Source organism: Halobacterium yunchengense (genome assembly GCF_037031165.1).
Classification (GTDB): domain Archaea; phylum Halobacteriota; class Halobacteria; order Halobacteriales; family Halobacteriaceae; genus Halobacterium; species Halobacterium yunchengense.
In genome coordinates this window covers 360766-385957 of record NZ_JAYEZL010000001.1, presented here as the reverse complement: position 1 = coordinate 385957, position 25192 = coordinate 360766, and the positions used below count along the sequence as shown (strand labels likewise).

At 73.3% G+C, this 25192-nt stretch carries 30 protein-coding genes; 15 read left to right on the top strand and 15 right to left on the bottom strand.

Annotation, left to right across the window (positions count from 1 at the left end; translation table 11 throughout):
- The first annotated feature begins 4 nt into the window (after positions 1–4).
- From U5911_RS01910 to U5911_RS01895, 4 genes are all read left to right on the top strand, one after another.
- Positions 5–1162, top strand: a complete 1158-nt coding sequence (locus tag U5911_RS01910; RefSeq protein WP_336034827.1) for a glycosyltransferase family protein — start codon at positions 5–7, stop codon at positions 1160–1162.
- Positions 1159–1605, top strand: coding sequence for a DUF7109 family protein (locus U5911_RS01905; RefSeq protein ID WP_336034826.1), 447 nt, complete (start codon positions 1159–1161; stop codon positions 1603–1605). The genes U5911_RS01910 and U5911_RS01905 overlap by 4 nt, the downstream gene beginning before the upstream one ends.
- Positions 1606–1661: 56 nt before the next feature.
- The gene (locus U5911_RS01900; protein WP_336034824.1) at positions 1662–2255 is read left to right on the top strand and encodes an NUDIX hydrolase; all 594 of its coding nucleotides are present in this window, start codon (positions 1662–1664) and stop codon (positions 2253–2255) included.
- A gap of 147 nt (positions 2256–2402) precedes the next feature.
- Positions 2403–3191 carry a DUF7388 family protein gene (locus U5911_RS01895; protein WP_336034823.1) on the top strand — a complete coding sequence of 263 codons (789 nt, stop codon included), beginning with the start codon at positions 2403–2405 and terminating at the stop codon, positions 3189–3191.
- Between the two features lie 36 nt (positions 3192–3227).
- Here the strand turns inward: U5911_RS01895 and U5911_RS01890 are convergent, their stop codons facing one another.
- Entirely contained in the window at positions 3228–3398 is a 171-nt protein-coding gene (locus tag U5911_RS01890; RefSeq protein ID WP_336034822.1) for a hypothetical protein, read from the bottom strand.
- Between the two features lie 148 nt (positions 3399–3546).
- On the opposite strand from U5911_RS01890, the gene U5911_RS01885 reads away from it, so the two are divergent.
- Positions 3547–4749 (top strand): NAD(P)/FAD-dependent oxidoreductase, encoded by a 1203-nt coding sequence (locus U5911_RS01885; protein WP_336034821.1) that lies wholly within the window; start codon positions 3547–3549, stop codon positions 4747–4749.
- A 12-nt stretch (positions 4750–4761) separates the two neighbouring features.
- On the opposite strand, the gene U5911_RS01880 is transcribed toward U5911_RS01885, so the two are convergent.
- Together U5911_RS01880 and U5911_RS01875 are read right to left on the bottom strand one after the other, a co-directional pair.
- Positions 4762–5286: an Hsp20/alpha crystallin family protein gene (locus U5911_RS01880; RefSeq protein WP_336034820.1), complete on the bottom strand. Its 525-nt coding sequence runs from the start codon at positions 5284–5286 to the stop codon at positions 4762–4764.
- On the bottom strand, positions 5283–5441 hold the full coding sequence (locus U5911_RS01875; protein ID WP_336034818.1) for a DUF7559 family protein: 159 nt from the start codon (positions 5439–5441) through the stop codon (positions 5283–5285). Before U5911_RS01875 ends, U5911_RS01880 begins: the two co-directional genes overlap by 4 nt.
- Positions 5442–5580: 139 nt before the next feature.
- Here U5911_RS01875 and U5911_RS01870 point away from each other — a divergent pair, with 139 nt between their 5' ends.
- Both U5911_RS01870 and U5911_RS01865 read left to right on the top strand, forming a co-directional pair.
- On the top strand, positions 5581–6801 hold the full coding sequence (locus U5911_RS01870) for a glycosyltransferase family 87 protein (RefSeq protein WP_336034817.1): 1221 nt from the start codon (positions 5581–5583) through the stop codon (positions 6799–6801).
- 58 nt (positions 6802–6859) lie between these two features.
- Positions 6860–8554 carry a radical SAM protein gene (locus U5911_RS01865; RefSeq protein WP_336034814.1) on the top strand — a complete coding sequence of 565 codons (1695 nt, stop codon included), beginning with the start codon at positions 6860–6862 and terminating at the stop codon, positions 8552–8554.
- A gap of 84 nt (positions 8555–8638) precedes the next feature.
- Here U5911_RS01865 and U5911_RS01860 read toward each other — a convergent pair whose 3' ends face one another.
- The 4 genes from U5911_RS01860 to U5911_RS01845 form a co-directional block, all read right to left on the bottom strand.
- The gene (locus tag U5911_RS01860) at positions 8639–9037 is read right to left on the bottom strand and encodes a TRAM domain-containing protein (protein WP_336034813.1); all 399 of its coding nucleotides are present in this window, start codon (positions 9035–9037) and stop codon (positions 8639–8641) included.
- A gap of 122 nt (positions 9038–9159) precedes the next feature.
- The gene (locus U5911_RS01855; protein ID WP_336034811.1) at positions 9160–9861 is read right to left on the bottom strand and encodes a YkgJ family cysteine cluster protein; all 702 of its coding nucleotides are present in this window, start codon (positions 9859–9861) and stop codon (positions 9160–9162) included.
- Positions 9862–9918: 57 nt separating this feature from the next.
- Positions 9919–10551, bottom strand: a complete 633-nt coding sequence (locus U5911_RS01850) for a helix-turn-helix domain-containing protein (protein WP_336034810.1) — start codon at positions 10549–10551, stop codon at positions 9919–9921.
- Between the two features lie 131 nt (positions 10552–10682).
- A complete protein-coding gene (locus U5911_RS01845; RefSeq protein WP_336034809.1) occupies positions 10683–11135 on the bottom strand; it encodes a hypothetical protein in 453 nt (150 codons plus the stop codon).
- A gap of 138 nt (positions 11136–11273) precedes the next feature.
- Between U5911_RS01845 and U5911_RS01840 the strand changes: the two genes are divergently transcribed.
- On the top strand, positions 11274–11486 hold the full coding sequence (locus U5911_RS01840) for a hypothetical protein (RefSeq protein ID WP_336034807.1): 213 nt from the start codon (positions 11274–11276) through the stop codon (positions 11484–11486).
- 80 nt (positions 11487–11566) lie between these two features.
- On the opposite strand, the gene U5911_RS01835 is transcribed toward U5911_RS01840, so the two are convergent.
- Both U5911_RS01835 and U5911_RS01830 read right to left on the bottom strand, forming a co-directional pair.
- Positions 11567–12376 carry an MBL fold metallo-hydrolase gene (locus U5911_RS01835; protein ID WP_336034805.1) on the bottom strand — a complete coding sequence of 270 codons (810 nt, stop codon included), beginning with the start codon at positions 12374–12376 and terminating at the stop codon, positions 11567–11569.
- 59 nt (positions 12377–12435) lie between these two features.
- A complete protein-coding gene (locus tag U5911_RS01830; RefSeq protein ID WP_336034804.1) occupies positions 12436–12735 on the bottom strand; it encodes a MarR family transcriptional regulator in 300 nt (99 codons plus the stop codon).
- A 130-nt stretch (positions 12736–12865) separates the two neighbouring features.
- Here U5911_RS01830 and U5911_RS01825 point away from each other — a divergent pair, with 130 nt between their 5' ends.
- The gene (locus tag U5911_RS01825; RefSeq protein WP_336034803.1) at positions 12866–13264 is read left to right on the top strand and encodes a PPOX class F420-dependent oxidoreductase; all 399 of its coding nucleotides are present in this window, start codon (positions 12866–12868) and stop codon (positions 13262–13264) included.
- Positions 13265–13280: 16 nt separating this feature from the next.
- Here U5911_RS01825 and U5911_RS01820 read toward each other — a convergent pair whose 3' ends face one another.
- Positions 13281–13415, bottom strand: coding sequence for a hypothetical protein (locus U5911_RS01820; protein WP_336034801.1), 135 nt, complete (start codon positions 13413–13415; stop codon positions 13281–13283).
- A 133-nt stretch (positions 13416–13548) separates the two neighbouring features.
- On the opposite strand from U5911_RS01820, the gene U5911_RS01815 reads away from it, so the two are divergent.
- Together U5911_RS01815 and U5911_RS01810 are read left to right on the top strand one after the other, a co-directional pair.
- Positions 13549–14253 (top strand): class I SAM-dependent methyltransferase, encoded by a 705-nt coding sequence (locus tag U5911_RS01815; protein WP_336034799.1) that lies wholly within the window; start codon positions 13549–13551, stop codon positions 14251–14253.
- Between the two features lie 119 nt (positions 14254–14372).
- Complete coding sequence (locus U5911_RS01810; RefSeq protein WP_336034797.1) at positions 14373–15302, top strand: glycosyltransferase family 2 protein; 930 nt, start codon at positions 14373–14375, stop codon at positions 15300–15302.
- A gap of 84 nt (positions 15303–15386) precedes the next feature.
- Here U5911_RS01810 and U5911_RS01805 read toward each other — a convergent pair whose 3' ends face one another.
- Positions 15387–16205 carry an amidohydrolase family protein gene (locus U5911_RS01805; protein ID WP_336034795.1) on the bottom strand — a complete coding sequence of 273 codons (819 nt, stop codon included), beginning with the start codon at positions 16203–16205 and terminating at the stop codon, positions 15387–15389.
- 159 nt (positions 16206–16364) lie between these two features.
- Here U5911_RS01805 and thsA point away from each other — a divergent pair, with 159 nt between their 5' ends.
- Positions 16365–17933: a thermosome subunit alpha gene (gene thsA, locus U5911_RS01800; protein WP_336034793.1), complete on the top strand. Its 1569-nt coding sequence runs from the start codon at positions 16365–16367 to the stop codon at positions 17931–17933.
- Between the two features lie 92 nt (positions 17934–18025).
- Positions 18026–19372 carry an APC family permease gene (locus tag U5911_RS01795; protein ID WP_336034791.1) on the top strand — a complete coding sequence of 449 codons (1347 nt, stop codon included), beginning with the start codon at positions 18026–18028 and terminating at the stop codon, positions 19370–19372.
- A gap of 15 nt (positions 19373–19387) precedes the next feature.
- On the opposite strand, the gene U5911_RS01790 is transcribed toward U5911_RS01795, so the two are convergent.
- Both U5911_RS01790 and U5911_RS01785 read right to left on the bottom strand, forming a co-directional pair.
- Positions 19388–20149 (bottom strand): SAM hydrolase/SAM-dependent halogenase family protein, encoded by a 762-nt coding sequence (locus tag U5911_RS01790; RefSeq protein WP_336034789.1) that lies wholly within the window; start codon positions 20147–20149, stop codon positions 19388–19390.
- Positions 20150–20211: 62 nt separating this feature from the next.
- Positions 20212–20745: a nicotinamide-nucleotide adenylyltransferase gene (locus U5911_RS01785; protein WP_336034787.1), complete on the bottom strand. Its 534-nt coding sequence runs from the start codon at positions 20743–20745 to the stop codon at positions 20212–20214.
- Positions 20746–20961: 216 nt separating this feature from the next.
- On the opposite strand from U5911_RS01785, the gene lonB reads away from it, so the two are divergent.
- Positions 20962–23178 (top strand): ATP-dependent protease LonB, encoded by a 2217-nt coding sequence (lonB, locus tag U5911_RS01780; protein WP_336034785.1) that lies wholly within the window; start codon positions 20962–20964, stop codon positions 23176–23178.
- Between the two features lie 208 nt (positions 23179–23386).
- On the opposite strand, the gene U5911_RS01775 is transcribed toward lonB, so the two are convergent.
- Positions 23387–23815, bottom strand: coding sequence for a hypothetical protein (locus U5911_RS01775; RefSeq protein ID WP_336034784.1), 429 nt, complete (start codon positions 23813–23815; stop codon positions 23387–23389).
- A 145-nt stretch (positions 23816–23960) separates the two neighbouring features.
- On the opposite strand from U5911_RS01775, the gene U5911_RS01770 reads away from it, so the two are divergent.
- The gene (locus tag U5911_RS01770) at positions 23961–24635 is read left to right on the top strand and encodes a CPBP family intramembrane glutamic endopeptidase (protein WP_336034783.1); all 675 of its coding nucleotides are present in this window, start codon (positions 23961–23963) and stop codon (positions 24633–24635) included.
- A gap of 24 nt (positions 24636–24659) precedes the next feature.
- On the opposite strand, the gene U5911_RS01765 is transcribed toward U5911_RS01770, so the two are convergent.
- The gene (locus U5911_RS01765) at positions 24660–25115 is read right to left on the bottom strand and encodes an MGMT family protein (RefSeq protein ID WP_336034782.1); all 456 of its coding nucleotides are present in this window, start codon (positions 25113–25115) and stop codon (positions 24660–24662) included.
- Positions 25116–25192: the final 77 nt, after the last annotated feature.

The following is a 25192-nucleotide window of genomic DNA, read 5'->3' as shown; positions in this document are numbered from 1 at the left end:
GGGTATGGACTACACGCAGGAGCGGGTCGCGACGCTCCACGACTACGGGGGCGCGGACCCGGACGCGCCGACGGGGCGCGCGGCCGTCGTCGTGCCGGTGACGGACCGCGAGTACGCGGGGCTGGCGCCCGAGCGCGTGTTCTCCGAACTGGAGCGCGTCGACCCGGCGTCGGTCGTCGTCGCGCTGCGCGCGCCCGCCGAGCGCGTCCCCGACTTCCGGGAGTGGCTCGCCGAGTTCGACGTCCCCCTCACGCTGCTGTGGTGCGACGGGCCGCGCGTCGAGGCGCTGCTGGCGGACGCCGGCCTCGCGGGCGAGCGCGGGAAGGGCCGGGACGTCTGGCTGGCGCTCGGCGTCGCCGCCCGCCACGACTACGTCGTCGTCCACGACGCCGACACCACGACGTACGAGGCCCGCGACGTCCGGAAGCTCCTGTTCCCGCTCGCGGCGGGGTTCGACGTCTCGAAGGGCTACTACGCGCGCGTGGAGAACGACCGCCTCTACGGCCGGCTGTTCCGGCTGTTCTACGAGCCGCTCGTGGCCGCGCTCGGCGACGCCCACGACCACGACGTCGTCGACTTCCTGGGGGCGTTCCGGTACGCGCTCGCCGGCGAGTGCGCGCTCACCGGCGCGGTCGCGAGGCGGATGCGCGTGCAGCGCCGCTGGGGCCTGGAGGTCGGGACGCTCGGGGAGGCGTTCCGGCTGGTCGGCGCCGACGGCGTCGCGCAGGTCGACCTCGGCCGCTACGAGCACGACCACCGCGCGGTCTCCGGGCCGACCGGCCTCTCGGAGATGAGCGAGGGCGTCGGCGCCGCCCTCTTCAGGGCGGTCGAGGACGCCGGCGTGGACGTCGACTACGGCGCGCTCGCGGAGCGCTACCGCGAGGCCGCCGACCGGTTCGTCCGCGCGTACGGCGCGGACGCCGCGTTCAACGGCCTCGACTACGACGCCGACGGCGAGCGCGACCAGACGGACGCGTACGCCGACGCCATCGCGCCGCCGGGCCCCGACACGCGACTGCCCGCGTGGGCGGACGCCGACCTCGACCCTGCGGCGGTCGCCGACGCGGCGGCCGCGGACGTCGCGGAGACCGTCGACGGCGCCGCCGCGAGCGCCGCGGTGGCGGAGGATTCAAGCCGCTCGCCGGGCGACGGGGACGCGTGAACGGCGACGAACTCGCGGGCGTCGTGGACCTCTTCGGCGGCCTCACCCGGGCGGAACTGCACGACGCGCTCGCGGAACTGGCGTTCAAGCGCGGCGAGGACTTCGACCGGGACGCCGCCGACGAGGACGTGGCGGCGGCGCTCCGGGCGTACGCCCTCGTGGCCGTCGAGGCGGCCGACGAGCGCGTGCTCGTCCCGGGGCCGGTGGCGTTCCCCGAACTGCCCGAGCGCGCGTCGGACCTCCCGCACATCATGGACGTCGAACCCCGGGACGTCCCCCGGGACGACCTCGCGTCGGCGGTGCGCTCGCGCCTCGAGGACGAGGCAGCGGACGCCGACCCCGGAAGCGACCGCGCGCGCTACCTCGTGGACGTGACCTACGACGCGGAGGCGTGGGCGCCCGTCGACCTCGGCGACGTCCGCGCGTCCCTCACCGAGGACTGACCCGGAAACTGGGCGACGGCGCGTGAGTTAAGGTCGTCGCGGCCGTCCGTCCCCGCATGGACCTCTCGCGGGTGGCGGCGCACCGGCCGACGCGCGTCACCGACGAGGACCGCGACGCCGCGGTGCTGGTGCCCGTCGTGGAGCGCGACGCGGGCGCGGCGCTGGTGTTCACGAAGCGCGCCGACCACCTCGGCGAGCACCCCGGCCAGATGAGCTTCCCCGGGGGCGGCCGCGAGCCCAGCGACGACGACCTCCGGGACACGGCGGCGCGCGAGGCGTTCGAGGAGATCGGGCTTCGCCGCGAGGACGTCTCGTTCGTCGGCCAGCTCGACGACATCCGAACGACGTCGCGGTACTCGGTGACGCCGTTCGTCGCGCGCGTCCCGGACCGCGAGTTCGTGCCCGACGAGCGCGAGGTCGAGGAGGTCGCCGTCCTCCCCGTCGCGGCGCTCACCGACCCCGCCAACTACGAGGTGGAAAAGCGCGTCCACCCGCGCTACGGCGAGGCGGTCGTCCACTTCTTCCACGTCGACGGCTACACCGTCTGGGGGGCGACCGGCCGCATCCTCGTGCAGTTCCTCGAACTCGGCGTGGGGTGGACGCCGCCGGACCGCGACCCCGGGGTCGTGGAGATGGACCCCGAGCGCTGACGCGGCGGCCGCCCGGAGAATCCTGCGAGCGGCGACACGCTTTTCCCCGAGCGCGGAGTGAGTGCCTGTATGGTCGCAGAGACGATGGATCGCGTTCCGCTCTTGTACTGAGTCACAGCGTCGTCTCGCGGCCCGGGGTGGTCTGTCGTGCTGAGCAGCGACAGCCGCGCCGCGGTCGCGGGCGTCGACGCGGTCGCAGTGAAACCCAGCGAGCACGACCTCGCGCGCGTCCCGGACGTCCACGGCGCCGTCGGGAGCGTGGTCGTCGACTACGAGGGCCGCGAGCACCTGCCGTCGTTCGGCCTGCTCGCGGACCTCGCCGCCGACCGCGGCGTCCGCGTGACGACGCCGGTGCGCGCGGACGGCTTCGACCCCCTCGGGGACGACTCGCTCGCGCGCGAGCTCCCCGACGCCGTCGGGCGCGTGTTCGTCGCCGGGCACGGCGCGTACCTCTCCGAACGGGAGGCCGGCCGCGCCATCGCGCCGCGGCTCGGCGCCGCGACGGCCGCCCACGAGGACGCGTGGGTGGGGACCGAGGGCGTCGAGCGCACCGCGCTCGCGACGGGCGCGACGCAGTTCGAACTGCTCTCCCGGACCACGGAGACCGACGTGCGGGCGATGCGCGCCGCCGGCTTCGAGGGCGACGTGGCGGTGTACGCGCCGACCGTGCTCAGCGGCGACGAGGACGAGATACTGGACGCCGTCGGCGAGTACACCGCGCGCCGCGGCCCCGTGCGGCGCGCGCTCCCGGAGGGCGCCGAGACGGACGCGGCCGCGACGGGGCGCGCCCGCGAGGTGCTGTCGAAGGCCGTCCGCGACTTCGCGCTGGTCGGCGACCGGGAGACGGTCGCCGGGCGCGTCGACGCGCTGCGCGAGGCGGGCGTCGACCACGTCGTCGCCTACCCGGCCGCCGGCCTGGACGCGTTCCTGGACTGACCCGGCTCGTCGCACTCCCGGGTCGCGCCGCGGGCGTCACTCGACGGTGACGAGGAACGTCTTGCCGCCGCGGCGCTCGATGAACGCGTCCTCGCCGTGCGTGTCCGCGTAGGCGGCCACGCCGGCGGCGGTCATCGCCGAGACCTCGATGCGGCGTTCGTCGCGCTCGACCGCCGACGGCGCGCGGCGTCGGTGCTGCAGTGCCATACTTCCAGTGTGGCCGGGGACCCGCTTCAACCCCACCCGTGCGGGGTGAAAGTGAAACTGGCGGACGGCGGCCCGCTCCCGCCCGGACGCGCTAGCGTGGCGCACGCGCCGTCGCGGCAGTTTTGGCCCGCCGCGTGCATCCGCCGGTATGGACGACGCTCCCGACAGCGACGACGGGACCCGCGGCTGGACCGCCGACGCCGTCGCTGCCACCGGCACAGACGCCTCGGTCGCCGTGGTCGGCGGCGGCGCGGTCGGCCTCACCGCCGCCCACGACCTCGCGGCGCGCGGCGCCGACGTGACGCTCTACGAGCGCGGCGACGTCGCCGCCGCGAGCACCGGGCGCGCGGCGGGCGTGCTCTACGACGCGTTCGCCGAGGAAGTCGACGCGGCGGTGGCGGACCGCGCGCTCGCGCGGTTCCGCGCGCTCTCCGGGACCGGCGACTTCGCGTTCGAGCCGTCGCCGTACGTCTGGTTCGTCACCGAACCCGGCCGGAAGGCCGCCGCCGTCCGCGAACAGGTCGAGGGGATGCGGGCGAACGGCCGGGACGTCGAGCGCCTCGACGCGGCCGCGCTGGACGCCGAGCACCCGGCGCTGCGCACCGACGACGTCGTCGAGGCCGCCGTCGCGCGGGACGCCGGCGTCGCAGACACCGCGGCGTACGCCCACGCCGTCGCCGACCTCGCCGCCGCGGCCGGCGTCGACGTCCGCACGGACGCCGCGGCGAGTGTCGCCACCGCTCCGCCGCGCGTGAACGGCGACACCTACGACGCCGTCCTGGTCGCCGCCGGCGCGCACACGAAGCGCGTGCTCGCCGACGCCGGCCTCTCGGTACCGCTGAAGCCGTACCGCGTGCAGGCGCTCACCGCGACGGCGGCCGGCGACCTCCCGACGTTCTACGACGCCACCGAGGGCTACTACGCGCGCCCCCACCCCGAGGGCGTGCTCGCGGGCGACGGCACGGAACCCGTCGAAGCCGACCCGGACACCTACGACCGCGGCGGCGACGACTGGTTCGTCGCGGCGACGGCCGACCGCCTCGCGGACCGGCTCCCGGGCTACGAGCCGTCCGTCCACCGCGCGTGGGCGGGCCTCTGCACCGCCACGCCGGACCGAGACCCCCTGCTCGGCGAACTCGCCGACGGCGTCTACGTCGCCGCCGGCTGGCAGGGCCACGGTTTCATGCGCGCGCCCGCGACCGGCGAACTCGCCGCGGACCTCCTCGCCAGCGACTTCGGCGCGGACCCGCGCGACCCCGACCTGCTCGCGGCGGTCCGCGACGCATTCGCCCCGGCGCGGTTCGACGGCGACGAGGCGTTCGAGATCGTCGAGGGGATGGCCGTCGAGTGAGCCGCCGGGCCGCTACTCGCCGCGGCCGCCCCGAGAGCCGTCCTCGCCGGCGGACCCGTGGTTCCCGTCCTCGCCGGCGGACTCGTGGTTCCCGGCCTCGCCGGCGGACCCGCGGTCCCGGGTCTCACCGCCGTCCTCCGTGACCTCGACGCGCACGGCGTCCCCGGCCTTCGGCAGGAAGACGTACAGCGTGCCGTCGTCGCGCAGTTCCGCGCGCGCTGCCTCGGCGTCGACCACCGCGTCGCCGGGGAGGGTCACGCGGCCGTCCAGCGAGAGCCCGCGGCCGGGGAACGTCATCTCGAAGCCGTCGCGGAACTCCCGGAACCGGTCGATGCGGACCTCGACCGCGCCGCCGGCGTAGTTCACCTGGACGTCGCTGGCGGTCGCGCCCGGCGCGTCGAACACCGCGAGGTACTCGTCGTCGCTCTCCAGGACGTCCACCGGGAGCGGCGTCTCCTCCTGGAACCGCGAGGTCGCACGCCCCATCCGGCGGAACACCGCGTCGCCGACGGCTTCCGCGAACTCGCGGACCGTCATAGTTCGATGCGCTCCAGGGAGTCGGTCCCGCCGCACAGCGGACACTGGAGGTCCTCGACGCCGAGGTCGTCGGCCACGTCGTACGTGTAGTGGTTCTCGAACATGTCGAGCTCGCAGTCGTCGCTCGTGCACTTCAGCTCCTCCGTGGCGGGCATACCCCCACGTTGGGCCGGCGCGGTCATAAAGCGGCGGGCTCCGGTGAGACGGGCTGCGAGCGCGCAGTCCCGTCCGGCCGCCTCGCGCGGAGCGCCGGCGTCCGGAACAGGCAAGTGCCGGGCCGTCGCTGCCTCGCGTATGTCGCCGGGTCGCGGTCCGCGGTTCGTGCTCGCCGCCGGCGCGCTCGCCGGCCTCGCGAACACGGCGCTGTTCCCGCTGCGGAACCCCGAACAGGTCGCGCTCGCCAGCGACGTCTACTACCACGCCGCGCGCGCCGCGCTCCGCGGCGCCGACGTCTACGCCGTCACGCCCGTCGGCGAGGCCGGCTTCCGGTACCCGCCGGTGGTCGCCCTCGCGTTCTTCCCGCACGCGCTGCTCGGCAGTCCGCTCGCGGCGTTCGCGCTCCAGACCGCCCTCAACCTCGCCGCGCTCGGTGCGCTCGCAGTCCTGCTCGTGCGCGCGGTCGAACGCGGCGGCGTCGCGCTCTCGCGGACCGACCGCGCGCTCGTCGCCGCGTTCGCGTTCCTCGCCGGACCGGTCGGCGTGAACCTCGTGAACGGCCAGGTGAACCCCCCGCTCGCGCTCGCCCTCGCGGCGGGCGCGCTTTTCCTCGAGGCCGACCGCGACCGCGCGAGCGGCGTCCTGTTCGGGCTCGCCGCGCTCGTGAAGGTGTTCCCCGCGCTCGTCGGCGTCTGGCTGCTCCGGCAGCGCCGCTGGCGCGCGGTCGCCGCCGCGACCGCGACCGGCGTCCTCGGCCTCGCGGCGGGCCTCGTCGTCTTCGGCCCCGGGGCGTCCGCGACCTGGGTGACGGACGTCCTCGCGAGCGAGTCGGCCGTCGCGTCGTTCGCGGGCGGCCCCGACCCCGGAGCGCCCTACTCGACGGTCCGCCGCCAGCTGGCGTTCGCCCTGCCCGGCCTCCCGGCGGACTGGCTGCTCCCGGTCGGCGCCGCCGTGCTCGCGCCCGTCTTCGCCGGCGCGAACCGCGTCGTCGCGGACTACCGCAGCCGCCTCGTCGCGCTCGCCGGGACGCTGCACGCCACGCTCCTCTTGCTCCCGCTCGAGCCGTTCTACGCCGCGCTCGCCGTCTTCCCCACCGTCCCCCTGCTGTACCTCCTGCGCGAGGGACTGCCGCGGCGCCTCCTGCTCGCCGGGTCGCTGCTCGTGTACGTCCCCGTGACCTGGACCTCCGTCACCACCGTGGCGGCCGTGCTCCCTGCCGCCGCCGCGGAGCCGCTGACCGCCGCCGCGAGCGCCGGCTTCGGGTTCGTCCTCCCGCCGACCGTCGGCGTCTGGCTCGTGCTCGCGGGCTGTCTGCTCGCCCAGCACCGCGCGGCAAGCCGGACTGCCCCGGACGCGTGACCCCCGGCGGTCGGTCCGTGTAGTCACGTTCTTACGCGTCGACGCCCAACGCCGTCGTATGACTGACCCCGCGGAGCTGGACGTGACGCTCGTCGACGGCTACGTCGACGAGCCGGCGCACTTCGGCGTGCCGCCGTACATCTCCACGTATCCGCGGTACGCGGCGGGCGCGCTCGTCGACGCCGGCGTCCCGGCCGACCAGGTCACGTACCACACCATCGACGAACTCCGGGAGGACCGCTCGAAGTACCGCGACGTCGCGGACGCCGACCTCTTCGTGTACGTCGGCGGGATGACCGTCCCCGGGAAGTACGTCGGCGGGACGCCGGCCGAACCCGACGAGGTCCGCGAACTGGCGTGGGTCGCGGAGGGAACGAGCGTGATGGGCGGGCCGGTGCGGTTCGGCGTCGGCGAGGAGAACGCCGGCGCCCAGGAGATGGAGCGCTCGGACCTCGACTTCGACTTCCTCGCGATGGCGGACGTCGAGGCCGCCGCCTACGACCTCGTGGCGAGCGGCCTGGAGGGGTTCGAGGACCGCTACCGGGACAACGACGAACTCGACCGGTGGGCCGCACAGGGCGCGTTCGTCGTCGAACAGCACCCGAACTACCCGGACTACCTCATCTGCGAGATGGAGACCTCGCGGGGCTGCGCGTACCGGTGTTCGTTCTGCACGGAGCCGATGTACGGCGACCCCTCCTTCCGGTCGGCCGAGAGCGTCGTCCGGGAGGTCGGGAACCTCTCCGACCACGGCGCCCGGCACTTCCGGCTCGGCCGGCAGGCGGACATCCTCGCGTTCGGCGGCGACGGCGAGGCGCCGAACCCGGACGCCATCCGGCGGCTCTACGGCGGCATCCGCGAGGTCGCCCCCGACCTCGAGACGCTGCACCTCGACAACATGAACCCCGTGACCATCGTGGACTACCCCGAACGGTCGCGGGAGGCGATCCGGGTCATCGCCGAGCACAACACCGCCGGCGACACCGCGGCGTTCGGCCTGGAGTCCGCGGACCCGCTCGTGCAGGAGGAGAACAACCTCCTCGTGTCCGCCGAGGAGTGCCTGGAGGCGGTGCGCGTCGTCAACGAGGTCGGCGGCTGGCGGCCGGGCGAGGACCCGGCGGACGCGCCCTCGTGGGGCGGGGACGCCGCGGACCGCCTGCCGAAGCTCCTGCCCGGCATCAACCTCGTGCACGGGCTCGCGGGCGAACGCGAGGAGACCTTCGAGCACAACAAGCAGTTCCTCCGGGGCGTCCTCGAGGAGGGCCTGATGCTCCGCCGCATCAACATCCGCCAGGTGATGGCCTTCGAGGGCACCGACATGGCCGAGACGGGCGCGCGGCTCGCCGAGGACCACAAGCAGCAGTTCAAGCGGTACAAGCGGGAGGTACGGGAGACCGTGGACAACCCGATGCTGCAGCGGGTCGTGCCGCCCGGCACCGTCCTCGAGGACGTGACGCTGGAGTACCACCAGGACGGGAAGACGTTCGGCCGGCAGCTGGGGACGTACTCGCTGCTGGTGGGGATTCCGGGCGAGCGCGAACTCGGGCGGACCATCGACGTCGCGGTCACCGACCACGGCTACCGGTCGGTGACGGGCGTCCCGCACCCCCTGGACGTCAACGAGGCGACGATGGACGAGCTCACCGCCATCCCCGGCATCGGCAGCAGTACGGCCGGCGACATCCTCGTCGACCGGCCCCACGACGGTGCGCCGAGCGTCGACGGCGCGGACCTCGCGAAGTTCACGCGGTGACGGCGTCGGTTCAGGCGGCGACGCGGTCAGTTCGCGCGGCGACGGTGTCGCTGCTCGCTGGCGCAGGCGGCCGGGCCGGTCGCGTCACTCCTCGATGACCTCGCCGACCGCGAAGTTCGACTTCACCTCCGTCACCTCGACTTTCACGCGTTCGCCGATCTCCGCGCCCGGCACGATGATGACGTAGCCGCGCTCGACGCGCGCGATGCCGTCGCCCTGCTTGCCGATGTCCTCGATCTCGACGTACCTGATCTCGCCCTGCTCGACGGGCGGCTGGGGCTCCGAGGACGCCGGCTCGCTCGCCGACTCCGACTCGTCGTCGGGTTCGGCGGTGGCCTGGGAGATGAGCGCGACGCGGTAGACGTCCCCGGGGTCGACCGAGCCGGCCTCGACCTCGCTCCGGGGGACTTCGACGACGTAGGCGTCGTCCTTGACGGTGACTTCCGCGCTGAACAGACAGAGGAGTTGGTCAGAGATTTCCATGACGAGCCTCCATTCGTGCGTGTTACCCAGGTGACTTAACAATTGGTGCGGCGGCGATAGTCCGCCGGTCGGCGCCGCCAGTCTCGGCGTGCCGTCGGTGGGGGGTGACGTCCGGGCCCGGCCTACCGCTCGTAGGACGTCCCGTCGGGCCGCTTCGCGCCCTCGGAGTCGTGGACGACCGTCTCGCCCGGGTCGGGGTCGGCGGGCGCGTAGCCGTCGCGGACGGCGATGGCCTCCTCGAGTTCGCGGACCGCGCGCTCCTTGAGCGCGGCCGCCAGCGACTCCGCGTCCGCCCGCGAGATGTCGCGGCCGAGGCCCTCGCACTCGTGGGCGCGCACCATCCCCTCCTCGTCCACCGCCTCGCCCATCGGCTGGCTGGTGCCGCCGAGCGCGACGCTGAACGGGTACGTCTCGCAGATCAGCGGCCGGCTGTCGTGGACCGTGCACTCGCCGGTCCCCGACCCGTCCTCCCGGTAGAACGCGCAGTCCCCGCAGGCGTCGGTCTGGAGCGCCCACTCGAACGTCTCGCCGGTGCCGTCCCCGTCGAGGCCGTACGGCATCGGGCGCGCGACGTCCCGCCACTCCAGGGAACCCCGTGAGCTGGAGTTCGACGCGGCTTCGCTGCGTCGGTTGTCCCTCTCGGCGGCGTCCTGTACCGCCCGGACCTCGTCCGGGAACACGGTCGCGGTGTGGGGGTCGTCGGCCTCGCTCTTGCAGCACGCGCCACAGCGCGTGCACTCGAAGCCGATGGCCTCGACGGCGTCCGCCAGCGCGGACACCTCGAGACCGCGAGCGCGCTCGAGTTCGGCCTCCAGCGATTGCACGCCCGGAACGTCGGGCCCGGGCCGGAAAAACGCCTCGCTGGCGGGGTCCGCGACGGCTCAGTCCCGGGGGTCGGCGAGGAACCGCGCGGTCACCTGCGCGACCGCGCGGCGGAGCGTCCGGCTCGCGGTGGACTTCTCGACGCCCGTCGCGTCGGCGACGTCGGCGAGCGAGCACGCCCGCGGCACCTCGAAGTAGCCCTCGCGGACGGCGGTCTCGAGCGTCTCGCGCTGGGCGTCCGACAACGGCGACTCCGAGGGCGTCCCGTCGGCGAGCGACAGCAGCTCGTAGTCGCGGCCGGCGTCCTCGATGGCGGCGCGGAACCCCTCGAACTCCGCGCGCGTCCCGACGAAGTCGAACTCGTAGCGGCCGTCCCTGACGACGACGGGGTACTCCGGCGGGAGGTCGGCGTCCGCGACGAACTCGTAGAGGGCGGTGTCGGTCGTCTCGTACTTGCCGAGCGCGCGGTCGGCCTCGACCTCCAGCCACTCGTAGTCGCGGACCGCGTCGTGGTCCGCGATGCGGTCGCCGGCCGCGACGGGGTCGTCGGCGACGACCTCGCCGAGTTCGACCGCGGTGTCGCCGCTGCGGACGCCGGACAGCAGTCGGAACGTGGCGGCCGGTTCCGCCGTGGAAACGTCCCGGATCATGGTCTCCGGCGGGAGTTCGATGTCGAGTCGCGCGAGTATCACGGGCGGTCCTCCGGGCGCCGAACGGTCACCGCTGGCATCTCGCCGGACCGACGCCGCCCCCGCACTAAGGCCTGTGCATCGGTCGGGGGCGGGGCCGCTCGGGCGCTGTTCGTCCCGCTCGCGCCCCGCGGTCATCGGTCCGCGAGCCAGAGGCGGCCGGCGTACCCGGCCGCGAGGACCAGGACGGCCAGCAGACCGAGGAGGACGGCGAACGCGAGGTAGCCGAACAGCGGGTCGGCGTAGGGGTCGAGGACGTCCCGCGGCGGTTCGACCGCCCACGGGCCGAGGTGCAGGAACGCCAGCACTCCCGTGCTGGCCGCGAAGAACGCGGTCCAGTACCGGACGCCGGCGCGGTCCGCGTACGTGAGTGCGAGGCTGGCGCCGACCAGCGGGTACATCGCGAGGCTGTACGTGAACGCGTTGACGTGGGGGGTCAGTGGCCAGCCGACGTGGTTGCCGCGCACGACGTGGTCGACGTGGTGGGCGGCGCCGAGCAGCGTCGGCGCGAGCACGAGCAGTGCGAACAGCCGCCCGCGTCCGGGGTCGTCGCGGACTCCGGCCGGGAGGAGGGCGCGAACGTCCATGCGCGGACCGTGGTCACCGCCGCCCCTGGGTCTTCGTGCAACGTGTTGCACGGGGCGGTACTGCTCCCCGGGCGACCCGGTCGCAGGGCCTGCGAGGCCCCCCGACCCTATTTGGGCGTTCTCGCGTCCCGGACACGCATGGGTAGTCGCTCCGACCGCGGCGCGGATTGGCTCGGGGACCGTCACCGACTGCGGTTCGCGGTCACCGCGGCCGTCCCGGCGCTCGCGTACGCCGCCGCCCGGGTGTGGCTGTCCGACGCGGCGGCCCACAGCGCGCTCGCACTCGGTGCCGTGTTCGGGTTCGTGTTCGCGCTCGTGACGGCGCTGGGCCGCCGCGCGCTGGCGGACTGACGCCGACCGGAGCGGCCGCCGGTCGCACGCACTCGCGTCGGTGGGGCTCGCTCCGCTGGCCGCGTCGGTCGGTCGTCGCACTACGGCCGTCTCGCTGGCTCCGCGTGCGTCCCGTCCCACGCCACCGACCCCTCGACGGCGAGCTTCTCGAGGTGGGCGCGCACCGCGCGGCCGGCGAGGTCGCGGACGCCCGAGAGGTCCCTGTCGTAGGCGTGGTCGACGACGGCGTCGACCGTCCCGCAGCCGGCGTCGACGGCAGCGAGGACGCGGCGCTCGCGCTCCAGGCGGTGGAAGTACAGCTCGCGGACGCGGGCTCGCGGGGACTCGACGACGCCGCCGTGGCCGGGGTGGAGCGCGTCGAAGTCCCGCGCGTAGACGCGACGCAGCGACGCGAGGTACGCGCGCAGGTCGCCGTCCGGCGCGCCGACGTAGACGCTCGAGGCAGCGAACGCGAGGTCGCCCGTGACGGCGTGGCCGTCCGCGACGAACGCGACGTGGTCGGGGGCGTGGCCCGGGGTCGCCACCACCGTGACGCCGCTGTCGCCGAGTTCGTCGCCCTGCCGGAAGCGGCGGTCGGGCGCGACGCCGGTCGCCTCGGCGAAGCGGTCCGCGTACGGCGCGAACGCCCAGACCGCGGCGTCTGCCCGGTCGGCGTAGTCGGCGACGGCGCCGACGTGGTCGGGGTGCGTGTGGGTCACGGCGACGTGCGCGACGTCCGCGGCGGCGTCGTCGAGCGCGGCCGTCCGCGCGGCGGGGTCGACGAGCACGCGCTCGCCGCGGCCGAGGACGTAGGCGTTCGTCTCGCCCGCCGGGGCGCGCGTCTCCACCGGGACCGGGACGCGAGCGGGGGCGTCAGTGGACGGTCGGCCGGCCGGGTCGCTGTCGGGCACGGGCGTCGAGATGAGCGGCGCGGGGAAAAGTGCTCAGGGGGCGGCGCGGGGAGACGCGTTCAGTCGTCGGCGGACGCGGCCGCGGCCTGCTCGTCGGCGAGGAAGTAGACCTGCTTGCGGGCGTCCTGGAAGCTGTACCGGGAGTCGACGAGGTCGGCGTCGTCGAGGCGGTTGAGCGCGTAGCGGACGGTGCGGTCCGGGAGCAGCGACTCCTCGGCGAGCCGGCCCTGGGAGAGCGGCGCCTCGATCTCAAGTACCTTCGCGACGAGCTTCGCGCTCGGCGGGAGTTCGCGGAGGCGCTCGCGGAACGCTTCGTCGTCTTCGATGAGTGAGTGGCCCTCCGTGGCGGACGTGCTCATGGAACAGCGTCACATACTGGGGCAGGTAAAGGTTGTCTACCCGTGGGTCTTAATTCCTAATATCGTATAATGACGTTGGGGGTGGCGCCGAGGCCGACGTGTTTTGCCCCTGGCCGTTCCACGCTGTGGCATGGCGGAGATTCCCCCCGAGTACCACGACCTCTTCGAGAAGCGGTCGTTCCTCAGCCTCGGCACGCTGACGCCCGACGGCGTCCCGCACGTGACGCCGGTCTGGGTGGGCTACGACGAGGACGCCGGCCACCTCCTCGTGAACACCGCGCGCGGCCGCCGGAAGGAGCGCAACCTCCGTGCGGACGACCGCGTCGGCGGCTGCATCCTCGACCCCGACGACCCCTACCGGTACGTCGGCTTCCAGGGCGAGGTCGTCGAACTGACCACGGAGGGCGCCGTCGAGCACATCGACTCGCTGGCCCGGCACTACCTCGGCGAGGACGAGTACCCCTACCACGGCGAGGAGGACGGCGAGCGCGTGCTGGTGCGCATCGAGCCGACGCGCGTGTTCGGCTGACGCGGCCGCGCGGTCGCTACCGCCGGTGCTCGTTGTACGAGCCGAGCGTGCAGCCGCAGTCCGGGCAGTGGACGACGTGGACGCCGTCGCGCTCGTGGTGGACGAGGTCGGCGGCCTCGAACTCGCCGCCGCAGCCGTGACACGTTGGCATACGACACGATTCGACGGCCGGACGGATAGCGGTTCCGCGGCCGCCGGTGGGACGGCCGCTGGCCCACAGGACGGACGCCTGCCCGGTTCCAGTACGGTTTTAACCACCCACGCACGAAGTCCAGGCGAGAAGCGTGAAGGGACAGGAGTGGTACCAGGCCTCCGAGGTCGCCGAGGAGTACGACGAGAAGCGGTTCTCCCGCGGCGGCCGGCTCATCGACCGCCGGGAGAAAGCGGCCGTCCTCGACGCGCTGGGGCCGGTCGAGGACAAGCGCGTGCTGGAGATCGCCTGCGGCACCGGCCGGTTCACGGTGCTGCTCGCGGAGCGCGGCGCGGACGTCACCGGACTGGACATCTCCGGGCCGATGCTCCAGGAGGGCCGCGAGAAGGCCCACCGCGCGGACGTCGCGGACACCCTGTCGTTCATGCGCGGGGACGCGGCGCGGCTGCCGTTCCCGGACGACCACTTCGACGCGGTGTTCGCGATGCGATTCTTCCACCTCGCGGACACGCCCGTGGAGTTCCTGACGGAGATGGCGCGCGTCTCCCGCGACCAGGTCTTCTTCGACACGTTCAACCGGTTCAGCGCGCGGTCGCTGTACAACTGGCTGCTCCCGATGGGCTCGCGGCTGTACGGCGACAGCGAGGCCCGCCGCATCGTCTCGGACGCCGGCCTCCAGCTGGCGAACGCCGAGCACGACTTCGTGGTGCCGTACGGCTTCTACCGGGCGGTGCCGGACTGGGTCGCGGGGCCGGTCCGGCGGGCGGACGAGACGCTCGGTGCGACTGGCGTCGGCCGGTCGCTGGCGACGGTCTCGTACTGGGACGCGCGCGTCTGACGGTGCCGGTGTCGCGCCGACCGCCGTGTGAACGCGCGGTCACTGCTCCGGAACGCGCGGTCACTGCTCCGGTCTGAGAACCCGGGACGTTTTTACAGGCGGGCAGGCTGCTGTACGCTATGGACCTCTCGGTAGTGGTGCCGACGCTCAACGGCCGCGACGTGCTCGCCGCGTCCCTCGACGCGCTCGCGGCCCACGCACCCGACGCCGAGGTGGTCGTCGTGAACGGGCCGTCAGTGGACGGCACGTCGGGGATGGTGCGGGACCACGACGCCGCGGACGTCCTCCTCGAGGTCTCCGAGCGCAACCTGAACGCGTCCCGGAACGCCGGCATCGCTGCGTCCACCGGCGACGTGGTGGCGTTCGTCGGCCAGGACTCCCGGGTCGAGGAGCGCTGGCTGACGGCCGTCGGGGACGCGCTCGCGGACGGCGCGGACGCCGTCACGGGCCCCGTCCACCGGCGCGTGGAGGGCGGGATGACGACGGAGTCCGTCGAACGGGCCCGGATCTGCGGCCGCGAGGTCACGTACTTCGACGGCGGGAACGTGGCGTTCGCGCGGGACGCCCTGGAGGCCCTCGACGGCTTCGACGAGTACCTCCAGACGGGCGCCGCGCGGGACGCCGCCCACCGGCTCGCGGGGATGGACCGCAGCGTGGCGTGGGGCGCCGACGCCGTGGTCGTCCGCGAGGAGCGAGACGACATCCGCCACCGGCTCCCCGAGGACGCCGAGGAGTCGGCGTGGGGACTGAAGTACCGGTCGCTGGCCTACCGGCTCGTGAAGAACTACGGCGTGAGCGCGCGCGTCGTCGCGCGCATCCTCCGGCACGCCGGCGGCGAGGCGCTGTCCGTCGGCGCCGACGTCGTCCGCGGCGACGCGAAGCCCACGGAGTGGGCGGCCGCGGGGCGGGCCGTCGTGCCGAACCTCTGGGCGGGCAGCCAGGACGGGATGTCGGCGCGGATGGCCGACCGGACGCCGCGCCGGAACCCGAACGGCGTGAGCGCGCGCATGGACCGCACGATGGTGCGCCACGACTGCGACGCGGAGTAGGCGGGCGTCCGCCGCGACTGCGGCGCGGCTGCGTCGGTGGGCCGCTCGGACTACGGCGCGGAGTGCCGCGGCCGGCCGCGCGGACTACTCCCGGTCCAGTCCGGGGATGACGCGAACCGGGTTCTTCCCGAACACCTTCGTCATGGCGTCCTCGGTGACGTCCAGCGTGAGGATCTCCATGACGGCGACGTTCGGGTGGACGACGGGCGCGCCGCTGCCGAACAGCACGCGGTCGGGGTGTTCGACGATGGCGCGCTCCAGGAGCTCCCGGTAGCGGACGGCGGCGGTGTCGAGGTAGAGGTCGTCGAACGCGTCGAGCAGCCCGATGGCCTCGTGCATCAGGTCCCTGTCGAGTGGGTGGCCGCCGAAGTGCGCGAGCACGACGGGGAACTCGCGGTCGAGCAGGGTGGCCTCGAGCGTCGACGGCGTGAACCCCCGGCCGCCGTGGACGAGCACGGGGAGACCGACGTCGTCGAGCACGTCGAGGACGTCCTCGTCGGGCAGGCCGTCGCGCGCCGGGTCGAGCTTGAAGCCGTGGAAGCGGTCGTCGTAGGCGTACTGCTCGATGTCCTCGGGCGAGGTCTGCCAGTCCGAGCGGTTCGACCGGAGGTTCTTCAGGCGGGAGGTCGCCGACTCCCCGGGGTCGCGGGGCCCGTCGATGCGCGCGAACGCGATGAACGGCCGCTGGACGGCCTGCCGCGCGACGGCGTTGTTCGCGCGGAGGTAGCCCTGTTCGCCCTTCTGCGGGCCGGGGAAGACCACCGAGCGCACGACCCCGGCCTGGTGCATCTCGCGTTCGAGGTCCTCGCCGTCGATGGTGCGGCCCCTGGCTGGGCGGCCGGGGCCGGCGTGGAGGCGGGCGTGGGCGTCCACGACGCGGAACCCGTGCTCCAGTTCGAGCATACGCGTAGGTGTCCGGCCTGGTATTTCGCTCTGACGGTGGGTCGTTCGCGCTGGCGGCGGTCGACCGGCGGCGCCGTCGGCGCTCGACTGTCGGGCCGTTCCGCGCTCCGCGCTCTCGAAAACTACATATAGAACCGCCAGCGTATCGGTTCGCTGACTATGGCAGCAAACGCAGTACGCACGACGGCGGGACCGATGTTCATCGTCGGCGACGGCACCCGAACCCGGGGCCACGACGCCCAGCGCTGGAACATCGCCGCCGGGAAGGCCGTCGCGGAGGCCGTCCGCACGACGCTCGGCCCACGCGGCATGGACAAGCTGCTCGTCGACTCCTCCGGGAACGTCGTCATCACCAACGACGGCGTGACGCTGCTCGAGGAGATGGACGTCGACCACCCCGCGGCGAAGATGCTCGTCGACGTCGCGCGCACCCAGGAGGACGAGGTCGGCGACGGCACGACCACCGCCGCCGTGTTCGCCGGCCAGCTGCTCGCGCGCGCCGAGGACCTCCTCGAACAGGACGTCCACCCGACGGCCATCGTCGAGGGGTACGCCGCGGCCCGCGACCTCGCGCTCGACGCCGTCGACGACGTGACCACGGACGGCGACGTCGACGACGACCGGCTGCGCGACGTCGCGCGCTCCAGCATGACCGGGAAGGGGACCGGCGACGTGAGCGCCGACGCCCTCGCCGACATCGTGGTCTCGGCGGTCCGCCGCGTCACCGACGACGACGGCGTCCACCGCGACGACGTCCACGTCCGCACGCAGGTCGGCGCCTCCTCCGGCGCGACCAGCCTCGTCGACGGCGTCGTCGTCTCCGAGGAACCCCTCGGCCACGACGCCGCGGTGCGCGTCGAGGACGCGGACGTGCTCGTGTTCGACGCGAAACTCGAGGGCCGCGAGACCGAAGTCGACGTCGCCTACGACGTCACCGACGTCGCCCAGCTCGACGCGGCGATGGACGCCCAGGAGGCCGAACTCCGCCGGCTGGCGGACGCGGTCGCCGACACGGGCGCGGATGTCGTGTTCTGCACGAAGGCCGTCGACGACAGGGTCGCCGCGGCGCTCGCCGACCGCGGCGTGGTGGTCTACGAGAAGGTCGACGGCGACGACGCGGACGCCGTCCGCACCGCGACGGGCGCGCGGCTCTCCCGGGACGCCTTCGACGTCGACGCCGACGACCTCGGGCGCGCCGACGAGGTGCGCGTCGAGCGGTTCGGCGAGGACGCCGCGACGTTCGTCGAGCGCGCCGACGCGCCGGCGGTCACGGTGTTCGCGCGCGGCGGCACCGAACACGTCGTCGCGGAGCTCGAGCGCGCGCTCGGCGACGCCGTCGACGTGGTCGCCGCGGCCGCAGAGGGCGGCGTCGTGCCAGGCGCCGGCTACGCCGAACTCGCGGCCGCCGCCGCCGTCCGCGACGGCGCCGCCGGCGTCCACGGCCGCGCACAGCTCGCCGCCGAGGCGTTCGCGGACGCGCTCGACGTGCTGCCGCGGACGCTCGCAGCGAACGCCGGCATGGACCCCGTGGACGCCATGGCCGACCTCCACGCGGCCGTCGAGTCCGGGCCGGCCGGCGTCCTCCTCGCCGACGACCGCGGCGTCCTCGGCGACCCCGTCGAGGCCGGCGTCTTCGACCCCGCCGCCGTGAAGCGGGAGGCCGTCGAGGCCGCCACCGAGGCCGCGACGATGATCGTCCGCATCGACGACGTCGTCGCCGCCGAGTAGCCGCCCTCCGGGCCGTCGCTCCACAACCGACTCCGCTGTTCTGTCGGACGGCCACAACCCTTAGCCGGCGCCGCGTCCTGGCTCCCCGGTGGATGGGCGAGCAGCTCGGCCTCACCGAGTGCGTGTCCATCGCGCTCGGCGGCATGATCGGCGGCGGCATCTACGCCGTCCTCGGCGTCGTCGCGCAGGTCACGGGCCCGGCGACGTGGTTCGCGTTCGCGCTCGCCGGCGCCGTCGCGCTCTGCGCGGGCTACTCGTACAACGGGCTGAACGCGATGGGGGACGGCCGGGGCGGCTCCGTCTCGTTCGTCCAGCAGGCCGTCGGCGACACCACGCTGGCGGGGATGGTGGGCTGGACGCTGCTGTTCGGGTACGTCGGGTCGATGGCGATGTACGCGTACGCGTTCGCGGAGTTCGCGCTCGGCTTCTCGGCGGTCCCCGCCTCGTACGCCGGCGTGCCGCTGCGACCCGCCGTCTCCGTCGTCGCCGTGGCGCTGTTCGTCGCGCTGAACCTCCTCGGCGCGCGGACCACGGGCGCCGCCGAGAACGTCCTCGTCGCCGCGAAGGTCGCCGTCCTCCTCGCGTTCGGCCTGTTCGGCGTCGCGTACGCCACGGGCTTCACCGACACCGGGCTGTCCTACGGGCTCGGCCAGCTCACGACGCCCGGCCCCGTCGTCGGGGCGGCCATCTCGTTCGTCGCGTTCCAGGGCTGGCAGCTGCTGTTCTACGACCAGGGCAGCGTCGCGGACAGCGTGCGTACCATCCGGCGCGCGGTCTACGTCGCGATCCCGACGGCCGTCGTCGTCTACGTCCTCGTCGCCGTCGTCACCGTCGCGCTCGCGCCCGACGCGCTGGAGTCCCACCCGCACGTCGCGCTCGCGGACGCCGCCTCCGCGATGCTGTCCGTGGTCGGCCTCTCCGGGCTCGGCTTCGCGGTCGTCTCGGTGTCCGCGCTGTTCTCCACGGGCAGCGCCATCAACGCGACGCTGTTCTCCGCGTCGCACTTCGCGGAGCGCCTCGTCCGCGGGGACCTCCTGCCGGACCGGATCGGGGACGGCGACGCCGACGGCGTCCCCGAGCGCACGGTGGTCGTCCTCGGCGCGCTCACCGCGGCGTTCGCGGTCTACGGCAGCCTCGGCGCCATCACCTCCTTCGCGTCACTGTCGTTCATCGTCGTGTTCGGCGCGACGAGCGCCCTCGCGTTCCGCGAGCGCGACGACGCCGGCGTCCACCCGCTGCCGCCCGCGGTCGGCGCGGTCGGCGCGCTCGGGTTCGCGCCGCTGATGCTGTGGAACCTCTACACGCGCGAACCCGGGACGTTCTGGATGGTGCTGGCCGTCGGCGCGTTCGTCCTCGGCGTCGAACTCCTGTACTTCGAGCGCGAGGCGCTCGAGCGGGAACTCGGCGACGTCGGGGACGCCCTCGAGTCCCGGGGCTGACCGCCGCGGCGCCGCCTACCACCGGAGTTCCACCGGACTCCCGGGGTCGACGCCGAACGCGTCGTCGCCGCGGCCGCGGTTCACCGCGAGTTCGACGTTCCCGTGACTGCCGACGGTCACCAGCCACTGCCCGGGGTCGACGTCGGCGTACGTGCGCCGCGCCGCGACCGCGTTCCCGTTCACGCGCACGAACTCTCCCATGCGGTCCTCGAGCACGCGCCCGGGGAGGTTCGTGACGGCGTTCCCGAAGCCGTCGACGACCAGCACCTCCCCCCGGAGCACGTCCCCCGCGAGGTCCGGGTCGGGGAACTCGACGGTCTCGTAGTCGTCGCGGCGCTCGTAGCCCGGGTACTCGTGGAACGCCTCGACGCCGCGCTCGTGGACGTCGGCGGCGGCGGGAGCGAACACGTCCCGGCCGTGGAACGTCGAACTCGCCGGGTCCTCGACGTCGATCGCGAACACCTCGACGTCGCCGTCGCCCGCGAGTTCCCGCGCCGCCGGGATCGCGACGCCGTTGTCCGGCGCGACGACCGCGTGCCGGCCGGCCCGCACGACGACGGCCTCGCGCTCGGTGCCGACGCCGGGGTCGACGACGACGAGGTGGACCGCCGGCGGGAAGTACGGCAGCACCTCGCGCAGCCAGAACGCCGCCGCGCGCACGTCCTGCCGCGGGAAGTCGTGGGCGACGTCGACGAGCTGTGCGTCCCTCGACTGCAACACGACGCCCTTCATCGCCGCCGGGTACGGCGACCCGAAGTCGGAACTCAGCGTTATCATGGGCGGTCGTTCGTCGCCGTCGTTGAAAACTGCTGTCCGTGGCGGGCGTCGAGAACTGGCCGCTACTCGGGGTTCGGGTCGTCGCCGTTCGAGTCCGAGTCGCTGACCTTCTGGATGCGCTCGATGCCGTCGATCTCGCCGACGACGTCCGCGACCGCCTCCGGCACGAGGCGCTCCCAGTCGGCGTCGTGTTGCATCCGGCGGCGGATCTCCGTGCCCTCGAGGACCTCGCGGTCGAACATCGGGGACTGACGCACCTCGATGCCCGCCTCGTTGAACAGCCGGATGACGAGCGGGTTGTTCGAGTACGCGACCTCGAAGTTCGGGCTCATCGACTGCACGTGGCTCACCCAGACCGCGTTCCGGTCGAGGTCCTCGATGGGGACCGCGTACGTCACGAGGTCGAAGTCCACGAGGGACTTCGTGATCATCATGATTCGTTCGCCCGCCGTGAACGGGTTCCGGGCGGTGTGGGAGTCGCCAGCGCTCCCGATGCCGACGACGAGTTCGTCGACCTCGGTGGCGATCTGCTCGACGACGCGGTGGTGGCCGTTGTGGTACGGCTGGAAGCGGCCGATGTAGAACCCCCGGGTCATTCCTCACGTCTCGAATCCCGGTCAGCGACCATAAGAATGGCGAGTTCGGCGGGGTCCGCCGGCTCGGCCCGCGGCCGCGAAGCCGGCGGACCGCCCCCGAACGCTGGAACCGGGCCTGAGCCCGTCTCGCGCCCGAAAATGGCAGACTCGGTGCCGTTCCGAGGGAGAAAGTATATCAGTCGGCCGGCCCTCGTTTCGACTGTCGAAACAACTTCTATGAGCAACGAATCGACGAAGGACGAACCCCCACGCGAGGACCCCGACGGCGAGCGGTCCGAGGCCCACGGGACCGACCGGTCGACGGCCGAGCAGTCCCAGGGCTCCGAGGCCGACCGGCCGGAGGACGCAGACCGGCTGGAGGACGCAGACCGGCCGGAGGACGCAGACCGGCCGGAGGACGCCGGCAGCGGCGCGACCGGCGCCGACGGCGCCGAGTCCGGCGACGGCGACTCGGACATCGCCGAGGGCGTCGAGGACCTCGGCAGCGAGGTCGGCGTGGAGGGTGACGTCACCATCAACGAGGACGACGCCGAGGACGACCTGCTTGGCGGCCTCGAGATCGAGGACACGTCCGCCATCGAGGTGCCCGAGCGACTGGTCGACCAGGTCATCGGCCAGTCCGAGGCCCGCGACATCATCCTCCGCGCGGCCAAACAGCACCGCCACGTGATGATGATCGGCTCCCCCGGGACGGGGAAGTCGATGCTCGCGAAGGCGATGAGCCACCTCCTCCCGCAGGAGAACCTCCAGGACGTCCTGGTCTACAACAACCCTGACGACTCCAACGAACCGAAGGTCCGGACGGTCCCCGCCGGCAAGGGCGAACAGATCGTGGAAGCCCACAAGGAGGAAGCCCGCAAGCGCAACCAGATGCGGTCGTTCCTCATGTGGATCATCATCCTGCTGGTCGTCGGCTACGCGTTCCTGATGGCGCGCCAGCCCCTCCTGGGCGTGCTCGCGGCCGGCGTCATCTACCTCGCGTTCCGCTACACCGACCGCGGCGGCGACGCGATGGTGCCGAAGCTCCTCATCAACAACGCCGACAGCCAGGTCGCGCCGTTCGAGGACGCGACCGGCGCCCACGCCGGCGCGCTGCTCGGCGACGTCCGCCACGACCCCTTCCAGTCCGGCGGCATGGGGACGCCGAGCCACGAGCGCGTCGAGGCCGGCGCCATCCAGAAGGCGCACAAGGGCGTGCTGTTCATCGACGAGATCAACACGCTCGACGTGCGCAGCCAGCAGAAGCTCATGACGGCCATTCAGGAGGGCGAGTTCTCCATCACCGGCCAGTCCGAGCGCTCCTCGGGCGCGATGGTGCAGACCGAGCCCGTGCCGTGTGACTTCATCATGGTCGCCGCCGGGAACATGGACGCGATGGAGAACATGCACCCGGCGCTGCGCTCCCGGATCCGGGGGTACGGCTACGAGGTGTACATGGAGGACACCATCGAGGACACCCCGGAGATGCGCCGGAAGTACGCGCGGTTCGTCGCCCAGGAGGTCGAGAAGGACGGCCAGCTCCCGCACTTCGCCGACGACGCCGTCCGCGAGATCATCCTCGAGGCGAAGCGCCGCGCCGGCCGCAAGGGCCACCTCACGCTGAAGCTCCGCGACCTCGGCGGGCTCGTCCGCGTCGCGGGCGACATCGCGAGCTCGCGCGGCCACGAGCAGACCCGCCGCGACGACGTCCTGGAGGCGAAGAAGCGCTCGCGGTCCATCGAACAGCAGTTCGTGGACAACTACATCGAGCGCCGCAAGGACTACGAGCTGAAGGTCTCGGACGGCGAGGCCGTCGGCCGCGTGAACGGTCTCGCGGTGATGGGCGGCGACTCCGGCATCATGCTGCCCGTGATGGCCGAGATCACGCCCGCGCTCAGCCAGGAGGAGGGCCGCGTCTACTCGACCGGCCAGCTCCAGGAGATGGCCGAGGAGGCCGTGGACAACGTCTCCGCCATCATCAAGAAGTACAGCGACGAGAACCTCTCCGAGAAGGACATCCACATCCAGTTCGTGCAGACGGGCGAGAGCGGCGTCGACGGCGACTCCGCCTCGATCACGGTCGCCACCGCGGTCATCAGCGCGCTGGAGAACATCCCCGTCGCCCAGGACCTCGCGATGACGGGCAGCCTCTCGGTGCGCGGCGACGTGCTGCCGGTCGGCGGCGTCACGCACAAGATCGAGGCCGCCGCGAAGGCGGGCTGCGACCGCGTCATCATCCCCGAGGCGAACGAGCAGGACGTGATGATCGAGGACGAGTACGAGGACCAGATCGAGATCATCCCGGTCTCGCACATCAGCGAGGTGCTGGACGTCGCGCTCGTCGGCGAGCCCGAGAAGGACTCGCTGGTCGAGCGCCTGAAGGCCCTCACCGGGAAGGCCCTCGAGGGCAAGGTCGACTCCGGCACCGGCGCCGGCAGTCCGAGCCCGCAGTAGTACCGTTTTGCTGTCGCGGAAAGAGCGCGCAGCGCTCTTTCCAGATGACGAGAGACGCCGGAGGCGTCTCTCGGACCACGCTCGTTCGCGGCGTTCACACGCCGCTCACTCGCTGGCACGAAGCTACGCTAAAAAGCCGTCCTCACTCCCGTCCGGGGGGTTCGTCGGCCCGCTCGCTGCGCTCGCGGTGACTGTTCTCGAACGACCGCTACGCCAGCAGTCGCCTCCGGACAGCGCACTCCACACCGGCCGCGACTGCGGCGGCCGCGAGCACGACGAGCCAGCCCCACCGGTAGAGCGTGAACGGCGTCAGCCCGACCGCGGTGTACCCGACTTCGCTAAACCGTGGCGCGTACGGGAGCGTCTCTACGAGACTCCACGCGAGCACGCCGGCCGTAGTGACCGCCGGGAGGGCGAGGCGGTGACGGAACCAGCACCACCCGACTGCGGTCCCGAGGAGCAGCGCGCCCACCGCGGTCCACACGGTGAACGCCGCCCGGAGCGCGGTGTGGAAGTACGCGGTGGTGAAGCCGAGCGAGTCGTACAGCGCGAACACGAACACGGCGTGTGCTGCGCCGACAGCGGCGGAGGCCGCGTCCCGGGCGGTGAGTGAGAGACCACCGATAGAGCGGGACATATCTGTTAGTCTGACAAGAACCGTGATATGCGTTGGGGCGTCGTCGCGGCGATCGGCGGAAACGCGGTCACTCGCGACGGCGGCGTTCTCCCCGGGTGACGCGACGCCGAAGCTTTTCTACGCGCGGTGGCCGTGGCTGCTCGTGATGGCGCCACACTGGCTGCCGTTCGCCGCGTTCGCCGTGCTGTTGACCGCCGCGGTCGTGGCGCTGACGTGGGCGTCCCGCGGCGTCCTCGAGTCCCGGGACGCCGACGGGCTCACGCCGAGGTCGCTGCTCGTGCAGGTCTCGAGCTCCCAGGCGGCGGTCGGGCTGCTCGTGCTGGCGGCGGCGTGGACGGCGCGGATCCCCGTCGACGCGTTCCGTATCGGGGCGTCCTGGCGGCACGCCGCCGTCGGCGCTGCGGTCGGCGTCCTGCTCGCGGCCGGCAACGAGGCGGCGATGCGCGTGCTCGACGAGGCGGGCCTCGGCTACGACGAGGACCTGCGCGCGGCGCTGACGCCCGCGGACGCCGCGGGCTGGCTGGTGCTGTTCGGCGTGGCGCTGCCGGTCGTGGCGGGCGTCGAGGAACTGCTCTTCCGCGGCGTCCTCGTGGGCGCGTTCGCGGCCGGGTTCGGCGCGTCGCCGTGGCTGCTCGCCGCGGCGTCCAGCGTCGCCTTCGGCGCCGCGCACACCGCCCAGGGCGCCGTCGGCGTGGCGGTGACGACCGCGCTCGGGTTCGCGCTCGCCGCGGCGTACGTGCTGACGGGGAGTCTCCTCGCCGCGGTCGTCGCCCACTACGTCGTGAACGCCGCGGAGTTCGCGCTCCACGCCCGCGACTGACTCGCGCTCGCGGCCGCGACTGACTCAGGATTCGAGGTCGCGGAGGAACGCGGCGACGTCCCGGGGCGCGCCGCTCGGGCCGTCGCGGACGCGGTGGTCGGGCACGAACAGCGGCACGGGGTTCTCCGCGAGCGCGGCGCGCGCCGTCTCGACGTCCTCCTCGCGGTCCGGGTCGAGGCCGGCCGCCATCGCGAGCACGCGCTCCAGCGAGACCTCCTCGCCGTACGGGACCTTCCGCACGGCTTCGAGGACGGCGCGCTGGTCGGTCGGGACCGTGAGCCCGACCGGCACGTCGGCGAGGTCGTCCTCCGCGCCCGCGAGGTAGCCGTCCACGCGGTCCAGCAGCGGGTGGTCGCTGTCCGCGTTCTCGGGCGCGGTCTCCGGGAAGGAGACGCTGACGACGCGGTCGCCCGCCACGCCGAGTTGCACGTACCGCCCGAGCGCGTCCGACTGCCGCGCGTAGATGCCGGCTGCGTCCATGCGTGTGGGGTCGGCGTCGGCGGCCTTCTGTGTTGTCCACTCGCCGCTCGCGCGTCCGGAGACGCTCCGCGCCTCCC